Below are 14,863 nucleotides of genomic sequence, written 5' to 3'. Positions count from 1 at the left end.
TTTCCTGTATCCGCTCCAGTCAGGAGTGGGAAGGCCCGAAGGAGGTTGTAAACTACGATGCAGGCTACCATGGAATTAACTGACAGGAAGACGCTGTATTCCCTGCTCGGGCTCATGCTGGGTGTCTCTGCTCCGGTTGTCTGGACTGTTCTGCGTATCATTTTCTTTCGCGATACTTCCCTTTCGTTGAGCCAGCTTGTTTATGGCGACATCGTCAAGGATTCATACAACATCGCTCTTTACAGTTATATGGGAATCGGAACCGCGCTTGTGATGGGATTTCTCGGGCGGCGCATCGGCAAGGTGAGTGACGAACTTCACCGGCGCGCGGCCGAGCTCGACGCTCTCCATAAGGAGGTCGCTTCACAGAAGGAGATTTTCGAGAACAGATACAAGGTCCTCGACAATAACATCAAGAACTTCCACCAGATCAGCAGTCGGATCCAGAAATCCATAAATATCCGCGAAGTGCTTGCTTTATGTGCCGAGGGGCTGAGCGAGGTGCTGGGATATGAGAGAGTAAACATCCTCCTGGTGGACGACGCTCGGGAGAACCTGCTATTCACCACCTCGACGGGTAACGAAGGATTCGACACCACCGGAATCCAGCTGCCGCTAGATCGTCGCTGCGGTGTAATATACAAATGCTTTCAGGAGCGGAAGGTATACCTGATTGAAGATATCTCTAAATGCTCCTCCGAGTTCCACCTTCATCCCCCTTTCGACAGCATAAAGCCGCTGCGCTCGCGTAATTTCGTGTTGTGCCCCATAGTAGTCAAAGGTGAATCCGTGGGTGTTTTCGGCATCGATAACAAGTTCAGCCACCGTACGCTCAACGACACGGATGTCGATACAGTCAAACTGTTTGCAGATCAGGCCGCCTCCGCAATCACCCGCATCAACCTCCTTCAATCCATCGATACCCTTACTCTTGAACTTGGTAAGACCTTTTCCGGGCTGCTCAAAAACCGTGAGTTCTTCTCTCGCAACGTATTCAGTCTGAAGTCTGCAGTAGACTCGTTGAGCGACAACACCACAAGCATCGCTTCCGCTTCCCAGAGCGTCATGGTTTCCGTGGACGAAACCAGCGCCGCCGTTGCAGAGATACTCGTAGCCATCGAGCAGGTGGCCCGCAACCTGGACGCTCTTTCTGAAAACGTGGATAAGTCTGTTTCGGCAATGGAGGAGATAAACGCCTCCATCAAGAACGTTGAGCAAAACACGGTGATATCACACCAGATATCCCGCCGGGTGCGAGAGCAGGCAGACCGGGGTAGCGCGATCGTAAAGGAAACCATTTCCGCCCTCGACGAGATACAGAGCTCGGTCGACCTTTCGTACAGGGGCATCAAGCGTCTCAGCGAAAACAGCAGCAGGATCGAAGGGATTGTGAGTGTCATCAACGATATAACGAAGCGAACTAATCTTCTGGCCCTCAATGCGTCGATCATAGCTGCCCAGGCAGGGGAATACGGAAAAAGCTTCGGAGTCGTAGCTGATGAAATCAGGAATCTCTCTCTCCAGACCGGGCAGTCCACAGGTGAAATAACGGGCATCATAGAAGAGATAATGGGGGAGTCGAAGGATGCCGCTGACACCATCACCCTTACAAAGGAACTCGTCAGGAGAGGGGTCAAGCTCGGTCAGGAAACGGGTGAAGCTCTCCAGGTTATCGTAGAGAGTTCGCAGAACGCCATGGAGATGACCGAAGAGATAAATGTTGCAACGGAAGAGCAGGCGAAGAGCGTTCAGTTGGTCACCCGTTCCATCGAGGATATCAGCACCATGACCTCTCAGATTTTCAATGCTTCGAAGGAACAGTCCAATTCCACAAAGAATATCGCCCGTGCTATCGATTCCATCAAGGAGATGACTCAGGAGATGGTGAATGCCACCGGCCGGCAGGTTCGGGACGGTAATGATATACAGAAGACTGTGGAAGCTCTGGGATCGATGATTGTCGGGCTATTCGACGATCTGGAAAAGCGGCGTGAGGAGAGTGGCGAGGTGGTGAAGGAGCTGCAAACCATCAAGGAGATCGCCGGGTAGTGCCCAGACTGCTGCATGTACCCCTCCTGAAAGCCGGCGACAAGCCGGCTTTTCTTTTTCTGATGCACCGGATTGAAAAAAAGTTGGACTTCTTTATTATTATCTGATACATGCTACCCCTGCGGATCGGCCCGCTACTCCAGTGGAGCCCTCAGCAATCCGCATTTATCGCAATACCGCCAGGATTCATCAAGGACCGGGACGGAGGCAATAGCCGAACATGCAGGAGAGGATTACCTCTTTCGTATGCACAAGCGCCTTCGATTCCGAGGCGCTTTTTTTGTGGAGTTACTTGTGAGAAAGCAACGGACAATTCAGGACTTCCAGAAGATGAAGGCGGAGGGGCAGAAGATCACCGTTCTTACCTGTTATGACTACCCCACTGCCCGAATTATCGATGGCTGCGGCATCGACATGCTGCTTGTCGGAGATTCGGTGGGGGTTGTCTTCTCCGGGTACGAAACGACCTTGCCCGTTACAATGGATGAAATGATCTACCATACCCGTGCAGTTGTTCGTGCCCAACCGAAAGCGCTGGTAGTGGCGGACATGCCCTTTCTTTCGTACCAGGTGGAGGTTGCTGAGGCGCGCCTGAATGCCGGCCGTCTGATAAAGGAGGGGGGAGCTGCTGCGGTGAAGCTTGAAGGGGGGGGGAACATAGCAGCCACCATTCGGGCCATCGTCGACATGGATATTCCCGTTATGGCCCACATTGGCCTTACCCCGCAGTCAATTCACAGAATGGGTGGATACCGGGTGCAGGGGAAGAGGGACGAGCAGGCCGAACAGTTGGTAAAGGATGCCCACGCTGTTGCCGAGGCGGGGGCTTTTGCTGTCGTCCTGGAAGGGATTCCTCGTGCTCTGGCCGAAAGGATAACTGCGGAAATAGACATCCCCACCATCGGCATCGGCGCGGGCCCCTGCTGTGATGGCCAGGTCCTCGTCATTCACGATATTCTGGGCCTCTGCGAGAAATATTCACCAAAATTCGTCAAGCGGTATGGGGATGCGCGGACACTTATGACGGACGCGGTGCAGCAGTACATACGGGAGGTAAAGGAGGGGGAGTTCCCAACAGAAGGGCACTCATTCAGCTGACATGCGGATCATCGAATCGATACAGGAAATGCAGGCGTTTTCAAACGCCGCTCGTAGTGAAGGTAGAAGGATTTCCTTCGTTCCCACCATGGGGTACCTACATCAGGGACATGCCTCCCTCATGCGCGAGGCACGCAGGCTATCGGACATAGTGGTGACCAGCATCTTCGTGAATCCGACCCAGTTCGGAGCAGGAGAAGATTTCGACGCGTATCCACGGGACATGGAGCGGGACAAGAGCATTGCCGAGGCTTCCGGCGTCGATATTATTTTTGCTCCCAAAGCGTCTGCAATGTATCCCCGGGGTTACGAGACGTACGTGGATGTTGAGCGCCTCACACTCCCTCTGTGCGGGGCAAGCCGTCCGGGTCACTTCCGTGGGGTGACGACAGTAGTCTGCAAACTGTTCAATATTGTCATGCCCCATATAGCACTATTCGGAGAAAAGGATTTCCAGCAACTGGCCGTGATCCGTCGCATGGTGGAGGACCTGAACATGGGAATCGAGATTCTCGGAATGCCCATTGTTCGGGAGGAGGACGGTCTGGCCATGAGCTCCCGCAATGCCTATCTTTCCCCGGTCCAGCGACAGGAGGCCCTCTGCCTGAAGAGGGCTCTGGACGCGGTCCGGACATCATACATGTCCGGCGAACTTCGGGTGGCTGCGTTGCGTGAGACGGCGCTGGCGGAAATTTCAAAGGTTTCCTCGGCTGTTGTCGATTATGCCGAGTTTTGCGACAAGCATACACTGGATGAGGTGCTGACTGCCGGTGCCGGGACGCTTCTGGCTCTGGCAGTTCGAATAGGAACAACGAGACTGATCGACAATACCATATTGGGAGAGGAGTGAGAAATGGACAGAAAAATGCTGAAGAGCAAGATACACCGTGCCACGGTGACCGGTGCAGATCTTCATTACGAGGGGAGCATCACCATCGACAAGGACCTTATGGAGGCGGCAGACATCATTCCTTACGAGGCTGTATGCATCTGGGATGTGGATAATGGGAATCGTTTCGAAACCTATGCCATCGAGGGGGAGCGGGGATCGGGAGTCATCTGCATCAATGGTGCTGCTGCGCGTATGGTCGCACCACGTGATCTAGTCATCATTGCCAGCTTCGTCAACATGAACAATGAAGAGGCTCTTCGCCATGAGCCGAAGCTTGTGTTCGTGGACGACAAGAACAGAATGCTCCCCACAAGAAAAGAAGAGCCGGGCCAGGGAACCCTCAAAAAGGTGGTCTGGTAACGACCGCACTACTTGCGAATCGCCGGTTGCGCGCTACTGTATATCACAGACCGTGCACTTCCCGTTTAGGAAGGACACCTTATCATGGAGATCTTCGCAGCGTCACGCATGCTCACCATGACCGGCGCACCGGAGAAAAGTAACGCTCTTCTGGTGTCAGAGGGGAGAGTCGTGGGTACGGGTACGCTTGCCGAGCTGCGAAGCCAGCATACCGCTACCATTCACGAATTTCCGGGCTGCGTTATCATGCCGGGGCTGGTCAACGCTCATACTCACCTTGAGCTTACACATTTTCCTGCATGGAAGATACGGAAGGGAATCGATTACTCCCCCCGCACCTACGTCGATTGGGTAGTCCAGGTCATAAAAATAAAGCGGGCCCTCACACAGCAAGAGCTCGAACTATCCCTCCGTGAGGGCTTTCGCATCTCCCTGGAAGCCGGGACGACAGCCGTTGGTGATATCATGAGTGACCGGCGGCTTCTTCCCCATTACGAGACGGCTCCTTTTTTCGGGCGCCTGTTTTTCGAAGCGCTGGGACAGGACCCTGTCCAGAACCTGCAACAGCTTCGCGGCCTGGAAGAAGCTATTGCATTCCGTTTTTCCAACAGTATATCTCCAGGCATCTCCCCGCATGCTCCCCACACCGTGGCTCCGGATTACCTCCGGGACCTCAAGCTCTTTGCTGCCCGGCACTCTCTCCCTGTCATGATTCATGTAGCCGAGTCCCGTGAGGAATCGGCATTCCTGCATGATACGTCCGGCCGCATTGCCGAGGAGCTTTACCCCCTCGTCCACTGGGAGGCGTACCTTCCCCGTCCCCGGCATACGACGCCGGTCCGCTTCCTGGATGACATAGGTGTCCTCGACAAGGATACTGTTGCCGTGCATTGCGTGCACGTGTCGGCTGCCGATGCGGAACTTCTTCGGGAGCGCTGCGTGCCGGTGGTCCTCTGCCCTCGCAGTAACGACCGGCTCGTGGTGGGGACTGCCCCGGTACGGAATTTCAAGAAAACGGGCATTCTGCTCGCCCTCGGCACTGATTCCCTGGCCAGCAACGACTCGCTTTCCCTCTGGGACGAGATGCGTTTTTTGCGCAGCCAGCATCCCGGTCTCTTTACCCCGCGAGAGCTTCTCGAAATGGTCACCTGCAATGCCGCAGAGATCCTTCACCTCGGAGAGGCAGGTTCCCTCGATGTCGGAAAGCGGGCGGATTTTATAGTTGTGCGGCCGAAGACGTTGCCTGACGGCGATGAAGTGATGGATGCAGTCATCGAGGAGAGCGGCATCGAGGAGGTCTTCATCGCGGGACGCCATGTGACGATCTGATCTGTCGGAACAAACCGGCTTGCCTCTTCCCTTCCCGAAAGGTATCTGTTATGATCGAAACATGGGAGAAAAGCTGATCTGCAACAACAAGAAGGCCTTCCACGAGTACTTCATCGAGGAGAAATTCGAAGCGGGGATGGTGCTGACAGGAACGGAGGTAAAATCACTTCGCCAGGGAAAGGCAAACCTTAATGACGCCTTTGCACAGGTGAAGAGTGGTGAGGCGTTTCTTAATAATCTGCACATCTCTCCTTACGACTTCGGAAACCGTGAAAACCATGATCCGGACCGGATGAGGAAACTCCTTCTTCATAAAAAGGAGATCGCCAAGCTCTTTGGAAAGATCAGAGAGCAGGGATACACGCTCATCCCCCTTCGACTATACTTCAAGAATGGCATGGTCAAAGCTGAGCTCGGGCTGGCAAAAGGCAAGAAACTCTACGACAAGCGCGAGGACATGAAAAAGAAGGATATGAAACGAGACGTAGCGCAGGCGATGAAGGAGAGGAATAGATAAAGCAGGTTTGAGATCGGCCAAAACAAGACAGGACTAGGAAACGACAAGTTTGAGTCGAGGTCAAGGAAGGTGAGGAGTGAGGCGGAGGCGTAGCGGAAGCTACGCCGCACAATGAACGACGAGCCTGACGCTTAGATCGGCCAAACAAAGCAGGGTTAAAGAAACGACAATTTTTGAGTCGAGGTCAGTGGAAGGTGAGGAGTGAGGCGGAGGCGTAGCGGAAGCTACGCCGCACAACGAACGACGAAGCTTACGCTGAAATCGGCCAAAAGTGGCGTTTCACAAAAGGGGGTGTAAAGGTTTCGACGGGGGTAGGAAGCAAAGGTTGCATGCCGGGGATGGGGGTTGGCCTCGTTAAAAATCCTCCACGGCTATAAATGCCGACAATTATGACTACGCTGTAGCAGCTTAATAACCTGCTACCGTCCACCCGAGTTCTTCTCATGGGCCCGGAGTGGACGTCATTTACGTGAGATAGCCGACCCGAATGCCTGCGGCGGGAAGGTGAAATGAAGCAGGATCGCGGTCCGAGTATCCTGTTCGGTGGAGACGAAGTCCGCTAAACCTTAAAAACCGAAACAAGCATGTAGACGCCTTCTGCGTATGACTTTCGGACGCGGGTTCGATTAACGAAATGGTCGCCCTGCGGAGCGATCCGCAGGTGAAAACCGGGTGAATTCAGGGAACCCTAAACCGTAATTACGGCATGGCAACCCTGAGCCGAGCCAAGACTGCAGTCTTGGAAGGTGCAGAGACTACTGGAGAGGTCTAGTCCTCTTAATGACCAGCTAGAGCGCCCGGCATCTCAATGAGATGAAAAGATAGTCCAGCCCTTGGGGAAACCCCAGGATCACTGTCCCGCCACCTCCACCAAATTAAATGCCGGCTTTACCGGCGTGAGAAGAGCCTCTGAAATCAGGGGCTTTTTTCTTTGACTTCGACCTGTTGCCAATAGTCCGATTCTGCAACAACAGCGCTTTTCAGGACAGGTTGATATGTATACATGGTTTTGCTATTAGAGCTTTTCTGCTACAACCGCTCTTGCACGCCAGCAACTGAATATCGAACTCTCCGAGCCGCAGCGTCTAAAAGGATACCTCATGACGCCAGGCCAACGGGTGCCGCTGGAAACGGTGGCGCCTCCCTTCTGGAAAGGAGACCTTCAGGCCGTACTCGCATAGGGGTATTGGCATAGGGGACTTTTCCATTCGGAGAAGTCCTTTTTTATTTTCATCTCTGACCCGAATCGACGGGCTTGCCAGCTTGAAAGAACAAATGGTGCTAAGGAGGGAAAATGACATTTTTCAGACACACAGTGGTATCAGCTTTATTTCTTCTTGTGGTGGTGTTTTCCGCCGGGTCTGCCGAGGCTGCGTCGAAGAACGTCATTCTTGCCACCACTACGAGTACGCAGGACTCTGGGCTCCTTGACGTTCTCCTCCCTCTGTTCGAGAAGGAGACCGGCTATTTCGTTAAGACCATTGCGGTTGGCTCCGGACAGGCAATGGCAATGGGGGAAAAGGGGGAGGCGGATGTGCTGCTGGTCCATTCACCCGATGCCGAGAAGAAGTTCATCGAAAGGGGAGCAGGCATCAACCGGCGGCTTGTCATGCATAATGATTTTATAGTAGTCGGCCCCGGAACCGATCCTGCCAAGTTACGCGGAATGAAAGATGCTGCAGCAGCCATGAAAAAGATCGCCGACGCTGGATCACTCTTTCTTTCCCGTGGGGATAATTCCGGAACTCATGCGAAAGAGAAAGGGTTATGGAAATCCGCGGGAGTAAATCCGGAGGGTCAAAGGTGGTACCAGCAGACGGGGCTCGGCATGGGTCAGACCCTGAACGTTGCTGCTGAGAAAAGGGGCTACACGCTGGCTGACCGGGGTACATACCTGTCCCTGAAGAAGACGTTGGGGCTCGACATCCTTGTGGAAGGAGACTTCAAGCTTCTGAATGTCTACCACGTGATTGAAGTGAACCCGGCAAGATGGTCTACGGTAAACGGCCCAGGTGCGCGGGCATTTGCAGATTTCATGGTGTCTGCCAAGGCTCAGAAAATTATAGGCAGCTACGGCGTCGCCAAATTCGGCTCTCCTCTATTTTTCCCGGATGCGGGTAAGAAACCGGAGTCTTTGGGACTGTAATGGATATAATCGCAGAAGGGATCGCCAAGGCATTCTCTCTTATCGGGAGCCTTGATCGGGAAGTGCTGGGAATAGCGTGGCTTTCACTTAAGGTCTCAGGGACAGCAACGTTTATCAGCCTCCTTCTCGGACTTACTTCGGGCACCACCATCGCCCTTTCCGATTTTCCGGGAAAACGTCTCCTTGTGAGCCTCGTGAACACCGGGATGGGGCTTCCTCCCGTGGTGGTGGGACTTTTTGTCTCCATCTTCCTCTGGCGCAACGGCCCCTTCGGATTTCTCGACATGCTGTACACCCCGGCTGCTATGGTCATTGCGCAGGCAGTCATCGCTACTCCAATCGTAACGGGCATCACCATCGCTTCGATACAGAACCTCCCTGCAAACCTGAAGTTGCAGATTCTCGCTCTCGGCGCGAGCAGGGTGCAGATGATACTGATCCTCATGCGCGAGGCTCGACTTCCCCTTCTCGCCGGGGTGATGGCAGGATTCGGCGGTGTCATATCCGAGGTGGGAGCATCCATCATGGTGGGTGGTAACATCAAGGGATACACCCGAGTACTGACTACGGCAACGGTGATGGAGACTGGCCGGGGAAATTTCGACGTCGCAATTGCGCTAAGTATCATCCTGCTGCTGCTCTGCTTTTCGGTAAATTACGCCCTGACGAAAATCCAGCAGAGGGAGAGGCCGAGATGACGGCGCCCCATCTTCTTGAAGCCAGCGAGCTGGAGGTGGTCCGGGGGGGTGTTCGGGTGCTTAGCGTCCCCTCTTTTGTTCTCGGAGATAAAGAGGTGGTTTCTCTTGTCGGCCCCAACGGCGCGGGGAAATCAACCTTTCTGCTGGCCCTGGCGCGCCTTCTGCCGGTGGCGTCGGGACAGATCCGATGTCGCGGTGAGGCGATATCTTCGGATCGCGCCACCTTCGCATACCGTAGGCGGATGGCGATGGTTTTCCAGGAGCCGCTCTTGTTCGACGGGACTGTGTTCGACAATGTGGCCGCGGGGCTGAAAATCCGCAAATTTTCGCGGAAAGAGATCGCGGCGCGGGTCGCCGAGACCCTGGAGCTTTTCGATATAAGCTATTTAGCTGAGCGCTCCGCCAGGAAGCTCTCCGGCGGTGAGGCCCAGCGGACAAGCCTGGCGCGGGCTTTCGCAATCCGCCCGGATATCATCTTCCTTGACGAGCCTTTTTCAGCCCTGGACCCTCCAACCAGGCAGGCCCTCACAGAGGATCTCGCGCATATTCTGACCAAGACATCGACGTCGGCCGTGCTTGCTACCCATGACCAGTTGGAGGCCATCCGTCTGTCGGACCGAATGGTCGTCATGAACAATGGGAGGATTGTCCAGACGGGGACTCCTTTCGAAATCATGAACCGGCCCGTTGACCAGTTCGTCGCAACATTTGTCGGAATGGAAAACATGTTCGAAGGCGACGTCGTGGAGACAGGCCGCGGAATGCTTACCGTAGAGCTGGGGGGGCAGAGAGTCCAGTTTCCCGGCAGCGCGGACCCCGGAGACACCGCCCTTTTCTGCATCCGTCCGGAACACGTCACCATCACAACCACCGACACCCACGGAAGCACCAGCGCCAGAAATGTCATCCCCGCCTTTATCGGAGGGACGTCGCACGCCGGCGTTTTCGACAAGGTTAGCCTCGATTGCGGCTTTCCCCTCGTTGCCTACGTGACGAGCCAGTCCTTCGGTGACCTCCACCTGGAGAAAGGAACGGCCGTCTTTGCGTCGTTCAAGGCTGCTGCAGTTCATCTCATGCATGTCACAAAAAAAAACCATTGAAGGAGATACCACCATGCCTACCTTCGAAGAAGCACGCAGCATAATTCTCGGAAAAATCGTTCCGATCGGTTGCGAGCGTGTCCCGCTCCTGGACGCTGTGGGAAGGGTACTGGCCGAGGATGTGACGGCGCCCTGGGACATGCCCCTCTACGACAATTCCGCCATGGACGGTTTTGCGGTGAGAGCTGCTGAGTGCACCGGCGAGGGGACGACCCTGCGGGTGGCCGGTTTTGTTCCGGCGGGAGAAGTGGCCGATGAGGAATTGCAGCCGGGGTGTTCAATAAGGATAATGACCGGGGCGCCGATCCCGCCGGGCGCAGATGCTGTCGTGCCGGTGGAGGAAACGGAGGAGCGGGACGGGATGGTGCTCCTGAGGGAGAGGGTGATCCCTCGCCAGCACATCCGCTTCAGAGGAGAGGACGTGCCCCATGGTGAGACATTCGCAACCGCCGGTTCGCTGATCGGCCCGCCGGAGGTGAGCATGCTTGCCTCCTTCGGAAAGGCATTCTTGTCGGTCTTCAGGAGGGCGCGGGTGGCTATCCTCTCGACGGGGGACGAACTGATCGAGCTGGGGGAAACCCCACGCAAGGGTAGCATCATCAACAGCAATGCGCTGTCTTTGGCCGCAGCCGTCCGAGAGGCAGGCGCAGAGCCGATTATTCTCGGCATCGCCAGAGACAACATGGAAAGTCACCGCAAACTGATGATCGAAGGACTTAAAGCGGACGCTCTCATCACGTCGGCCGGCGTTTCGGCCGGCGATCGCGATTTCGTGCGGGACTGCCTGGCTGAACTCGGGGTGGAGCAGGTCTTCTGGAAGGTGGACATAAAACCGGGGGGACCCACAGCCTTCGGCATTAAAGAGGGCAGGCCGGTGTTTGCTCTGCCGGGGAATCCGGTATCGACCATGATTACATTTGACCAGTTCGTGCGGCCGGCGCTCCTCAGGATGATGGGGCACAGCCGGGTCTTCAGGCCCCTTGTTACCGCAACTCTTCTCGACGATGTCCGGAAGAAGCCGGGGAAGCTCACATTCATCCGTGTAAGCGTCGAGATGGAGAACGGAAAGCTGGTGGCCCGTACTTCTGGAAACCAGCAGACCGGCATCCTGAGGACGATGCTGCGCGCCAATGCCGTGGCCTTCATCCCCAAAGAGTCCGGCAATCTAGCAGCGGGGGAAGAGGTGAAAGTTCAGCTTCTGCGGGACGATGTAACAATGACGGAGCGATAGGAGGTCAGATGTCATTCAACCATTTCGACGAAAATGGCCAGGCGATCATGGTGGATGTGAGCGGAAAGCAGCCGACGCTGCGGACGGCACGGGCGCGGGGCGTAGTGCGGATGAAGCCCGAGACGCTGCAGGCTATTCTAGATGGCTGCATGAGCAAGGGGGACGTCCTCGGCGTCTCCAGGCTCGCAGGGATAAGCGCCGCCAAGAAAACCCCCGAGCTCATTCCCCTGTCCCATCCTCTCGCCATTCATCATGCTGCCGTCGATTTTTTCCCCGTTCCGGCAACAGGGGAGGTATCGGTGATTGCAACGGTGCGGGCCTTCGAGCGGACCGGGGTGGAGATGGAGGCCATGGTCGCAGCCTCCGTGGCAGCTCTCACCATCTACGACATGTGCAAGGGGAGCGACAAGGGAATCAGCATCGGCGAAGTGTGCCTCCTCTACAAGGAGGGGGGGAAGAGCGGAACGTACCGGCGGGAAGGGTACGACACCGACAGTGAGGAGGGGAGCGGGTTATGAATGTGGCGATTCTGGTTCTGAGCGACAAGGGAGCTCGTGGGGAGCGTGTTGATACGAGCGGGCCGGCGCTGGAAAAGTGGCTGGCGGAGCAGGGCGCGGCGGTGCTCAGGACTGAGGTGGTTCCGGACGAGGCCTCACTCATTGCCCAGCGACTCAGGGAGTGGTCCGACAGCGGTGCTTACGACCTCATCCTTACCTGTGGCGGCACCGGCGTCTCCCCTCGGGATGTCACTCCTGACGCCACACTTGGTGTGGTGGACCGTGTTATCCCAGGCTTTGGCGAGGTGATGCGGGCAAAGAGCCTCACGAAGACCCCCCACGCCATGATCTCCCGGGCCATTGCCGGAATCCGGGGAGGGTGTCTGGTAATCAATCTTCCCGGCAGCCCGAAGGGAGCGGTGGAAAACCTGGAAGCGGTCTGGCCTGCGGTGCCCCATGCGGTGGCGAAGATCAAGGGGGATCCGGAGGATTGTGCCGGAAGCGCCCTTGTGGCGCCAGAAGGGCTGAAAGCCGTGTCATTCGTCGCCAAATCGGGCACCGGAAAGACGACCCTGCTTGAAAAGGTGATAGCGGAGCTGAAGAAGCGGGGATGGCGGGTTGGAGCAATAAAGCATGATGCCCACCGCTTCGATATCGATCATCCGGGAAAGGACAGCCACCGCCTGACTGCTGCCGGGGCCGATACGATGCTCATCTCTTCCCCTGAGAAACTGGCCCTCGTTAAGCGGCATGCTGCATCCCCTCCCATCAGGGAACTCATTGCTACCTACTTCGGTGACGTCGACATCGTCATTACGGAGGGCTTCAAGCTGGGGGACCTGCCTAAGATCGAGGTGCACCGCCGGGAGCGAAGCAGCGAGCTCCTCTGCCGGGGCGAGAATTATGATCCCACCCTGATTGCCGTTGCCAGTGATATGCAACTGGACGTTGACGTGCCGCTCCTCGACCTGAACGATCCGGAGGCTGTCGCTTTATTCGTGGAGGCGCGATTCCTGAAGCGCTGATAGAGGGTCGCGGAGCTTCAGCCTTTAGACAGATGCTCTTGCCTAAGGAGAGGCTATTGGCAGAAATTCGCTCTCCGGGAAGAGGGGAGGTAGTTGAGAAGTGCCCTGCCGGCGCAGCAGCATATCGATTTCGTCGGCCAACTTAGGCTTGCTGAAGAGGTACCCCTGCATTTCATGGCAGTCCCTGCTTGCAAGAAAATGCATCTGCTCGATGTTCTCAACTCCTTCAGCTATGACCTGGAGTCCCAGTGTTCTGGATAAAGCTACGATTGCCTCGGTTATCAAAGCATCGCTTTTGGTAGTGGTTACTTCCGAAATGAATGTCTTGTCGATCTTCAATCGGGCTATGGGGAAATTTTTCAGATACGCCAGGGAGCAGTAGCCGGTTCCGAAGTCGTCTATAGCGAGGGTGACGCCGGTATTCTTTATCCGTTTAAGCATTTTTACGGTATGTGCTGCATTCGCCATCAGAACGCTTTCCGTCAGTTCCAGTTCTACATTTTGCGGCTTGATGCCGACTTCCTTGATGACTCCCTCAAGCATTTTTCCGAAGTTGCTCTCTTTGAACTGCTTGCCGGAGATGTTGAGTGCCAGCCGAAGGGGCCCCAGTCCCTGATCGTGCCATTCCTTCAGCTGCCGGCACGCTGTCCTTATGACCCACTCCCCGATTTGAATTATCAGCCCTGTGTCTTCCGCAACAGGAATAAATTTGTCCGGCAGAAGCAGTCCCCGCTCCGGGTGGTTCCACCTCAGAAGAGCCTCGACGCCCGTTATGCTGCCGGTCCGGACATTTACCTGAGGCTGATAGAGAAGATAAAACTCCTCCTTGTCCAGTGCCCTGCGCAGGCTTGTCTCGATTTCCATTCTTTCCACCGCTTTCCTGTTCATCTCGCGGGAGAAGAATTTATAGTTGTTTCTGCCGCTCTCTTTCGCCGCGTACATTGCGGTGTCGGCGTTTTTCAGGAGCTTGCCCACAGTCTGCCCGTCCAGGGGAAAGAGCGCTATGCCGATGCTGGCCGATGTGAACAGTTCGTTGCCCTCTATCTCCAGGGGCTCTCCGAGCATGTCGAGAATCTTCTGGCCGATATGTGTTACATCCTGCTCCTGCTGTATGTCGGACGCGACGATAACGAATTCATCCCCTCCCAGGCGAGCCACCGTGTCGTTTGATCTGACGCATTTCACCAGCCTCTTTCCGACGGCCGTCAACAGCTTATCTCCTATGGCATGTCCCTTCGTATCGTTGATGCCCTTGAAATTGTCGAGGTCTATAAAAAGAACCGCCAGTTTTTCGTCGAACCTTTTCGCGTGAATCAGAAGCTGGTTAAGCCTGTCCTTCAGAAGGGTCCTGTTGGGCAGGTCGGTAAGGGTATCGAAATATGCCAGCTGCCTTATTTCCCGCTCGCTTTTTTTGCGGTCCGTTATATCTTCAACGACTTCGATGAATTTTCTCGCTTTTCCGTCTGAATCGAAAACCGGAAAAGCCTTGATCCTCACCGTCAGCCTGGTGCCGTCATCACGTACCCCTTCATCTTCCACAACTGCGGGCTTTCCTGTTGCCAAAGCAACAGTGCCGGGACATGTCGCGCATACCGAGTCCCTTTTAGCGAAAACGCAAAAGCATTCCTTCCCCAGGACTTTCTGGCCGCTGATGTTGTGCATCTGCATATTGGAGTTGCTCACCATCAGAATCCGGTAATTGTCATCGATGAGGGTTATGCCGACATCAATGTTATTTATCAGGGATTCGTACTGTTCCTTGTTTTCTTTCAGTGAATTATTTAAATGCGAGAGAATTTTTTCGCCATGTTTGTTAAAGGCTATTACTTTCTGAAGCAAAAAATTGTACCGTTGTCGTTCCTTTGACGGTAGCAGGCACTCGAATGACCGCAAATTTTTGACAACGTCGTTAATTATTGTT

General features: G+C 55.2%; 13 protein-coding genes, 1 other RNA gene, 1 pseudogene and 1 riboswitch. Of the genes and pseudogenes, 14 read left to right on the top strand and 1 reads right to left on the bottom strand.

Features of this window, described 5'->3' with window-relative positions:
• The first annotated feature begins 69 nt into the window (after nucleotides 1–69).
• The 14 genes and pseudogenes from CFB04_RS06785 to mobB all read left to right on the top strand — a co-directional run bounded on the left by CFB04_RS06785 (nucleotide 70) and on the right by mobB (nucleotide 12,942).
• Nucleotides 70–2,049: a methyl-accepting chemotaxis protein gene (locus CFB04_RS06785; RefSeq protein ID WP_231934400.1), complete on the top strand. Its 1,980-nt coding sequence runs from the start codon at nucleotides 70–72 to the stop codon at nucleotides 2,047–2,049.
• 294 nt (nucleotides 2,050–2,343) lie between these two features.
• Nucleotides 2,344–3,147, top strand: coding sequence for a 3-methyl-2-oxobutanoate hydroxymethyltransferase (gene panB, locus CFB04_RS06780; protein ID WP_088536730.1), 804 nt, complete (start codon nucleotides 2,344–2,346; stop codon nucleotides 3,145–3,147).
• A 1-nt stretch (nucleotide 3,148) separates the two neighbouring features.
• Nucleotides 3,149–3,997, top strand: a complete 849-nt coding sequence (gene panC / locus CFB04_RS06775) for a pantoate--beta-alanine ligase (RefSeq protein ID WP_088534568.1) — start codon at nucleotides 3,149–3,151, stop codon at nucleotides 3,995–3,997.
• Between the two features lie 3 nt (nucleotides 3,998–4,000).
• Complete coding sequence (gene panD, locus CFB04_RS06770) at nucleotides 4,001–4,399, top strand: aspartate 1-decarboxylase (protein ID WP_088534567.1); 399 nt, start codon at nucleotides 4,001–4,003, stop codon at nucleotides 4,397–4,399.
• An 84-nt stretch (nucleotides 4,400–4,483) separates the two neighbouring features.
• The gene (locus tag CFB04_RS06765) at nucleotides 4,484–5,728 is read left to right on the top strand and encodes an amidohydrolase family protein (RefSeq protein ID WP_088534566.1); all 1,245 of its coding nucleotides are present in this window, start codon (nucleotides 4,484–4,486) and stop codon (nucleotides 5,726–5,728) included.
• Nucleotides 5,729–5,789: 61 nt separating this feature from the next.
• The gene (gene smpB / locus CFB04_RS06760; protein ID WP_088534565.1) at nucleotides 5,790–6,245 is read left to right on the top strand and encodes an SsrA-binding protein SmpB; all 456 of its coding nucleotides are present in this window, start codon (nucleotides 5,790–5,792) and stop codon (nucleotides 6,243–6,245) included.
• 295 nt (nucleotides 6,246–6,540) lie between these two features.
• Nucleotides 6,541–6,874, top strand: a transfer-messenger RNA (tmRNA) gene (gene ssrA / locus CFB04_RS06755).
• 428 nt (nucleotides 6,875–7,302) lie between these two features.
• Nucleotides 7,303–7,419, top strand: a riboswitch (molybdenum cofactor riboswitch).
• A gap of 120 nt (nucleotides 7,420–7,539) precedes the next feature.
• Nucleotides 7,540–8,391 carry a substrate-binding domain-containing protein gene (locus tag CFB04_RS06750; protein ID WP_088534564.1) on the top strand — a complete coding sequence of 284 codons (852 nt, stop codon included), beginning with the start codon at nucleotides 7,540–7,542 and terminating at the stop codon, nucleotides 8,389–8,391.
• Nucleotides 8,391–9,089, top strand: a complete 699-nt coding sequence (locus CFB04_RS06745; RefSeq protein ID WP_088534563.1) for an ABC transporter permease — start codon at nucleotides 8,391–8,393, stop codon at nucleotides 9,087–9,089. The genes CFB04_RS06750 and CFB04_RS06745 overlap by 1 nt, the downstream gene beginning before the upstream one ends.
• A complete protein-coding gene (locus tag CFB04_RS06740; RefSeq protein WP_088534562.1) occupies nucleotides 9,086–10,189 on the top strand; it encodes an ABC transporter ATP-binding protein in 1,104 nt (367 codons plus the stop codon). The genes CFB04_RS06745 and CFB04_RS06740 overlap by 4 nt, the downstream gene beginning before the upstream one ends.
• 13 nt (nucleotides 10,190–10,202) lie before the next feature.
• Nucleotides 10,203–11,420, top strand: coding sequence for a gephyrin-like molybdotransferase Glp (gene glp, locus CFB04_RS06735; protein WP_088534561.1), 1,218 nt, complete (start codon nucleotides 10,203–10,205; stop codon nucleotides 11,418–11,420).
• An 8-nt stretch (nucleotides 11,421–11,428) separates the two neighbouring features.
• A complete protein-coding gene (gene moaC / locus CFB04_RS06730; protein ID WP_088534560.1) occupies nucleotides 11,429–11,938 on the top strand; it encodes a cyclic pyranopterin monophosphate synthase MoaC in 510 nt (169 codons plus the stop codon).
• A pseudogene (locus tag CFB04_RS06725) lies at nucleotides 11,935–12,414 on the top strand (molybdenum cofactor biosynthesis protein B); the annotation flags it as partial. The gene moaC and the pseudogene CFB04_RS06725, both read left to right, overlap by 4 nt.
• 27 nt (nucleotides 12,415–12,441) lie before the next feature.
• Nucleotides 12,442–12,942 (top strand): molybdopterin-guanine dinucleotide biosynthesis protein B, encoded by a 501-nt coding sequence (gene mobB / locus CFB04_RS06720; RefSeq protein WP_088536729.1) that lies wholly within the window; start codon nucleotides 12,442–12,444, stop codon nucleotides 12,940–12,942.
• Nucleotides 12,943–12,984: 42 nt separating this feature from the next.
• Here the strand turns inward: mobB and CFB04_RS06715 are convergent, their stop codons facing one another.
• Nucleotides 12,985–14,781, bottom strand: a complete 1,797-nt coding sequence (locus CFB04_RS06715) for a GGDEF and EAL domain-containing protein (protein ID WP_172825451.1) — start codon at nucleotides 14,779–14,781, stop codon at nucleotides 12,985–12,987.
• Between the last annotated feature and the right edge of the window lie 82 nt (nucleotides 14,782–14,863).

It is taken from the genome of Geobacter sp. DSM 9736 (genome assembly GCF_900187405.1).
Taxonomy (GTDB): domain Bacteria; phylum Desulfobacterota; class Desulfuromonadia; order Geobacterales; family Geobacteraceae; genus DSM-9736.
This window is presented reverse-complemented; position numbering and strand designations above follow the sequence as displayed.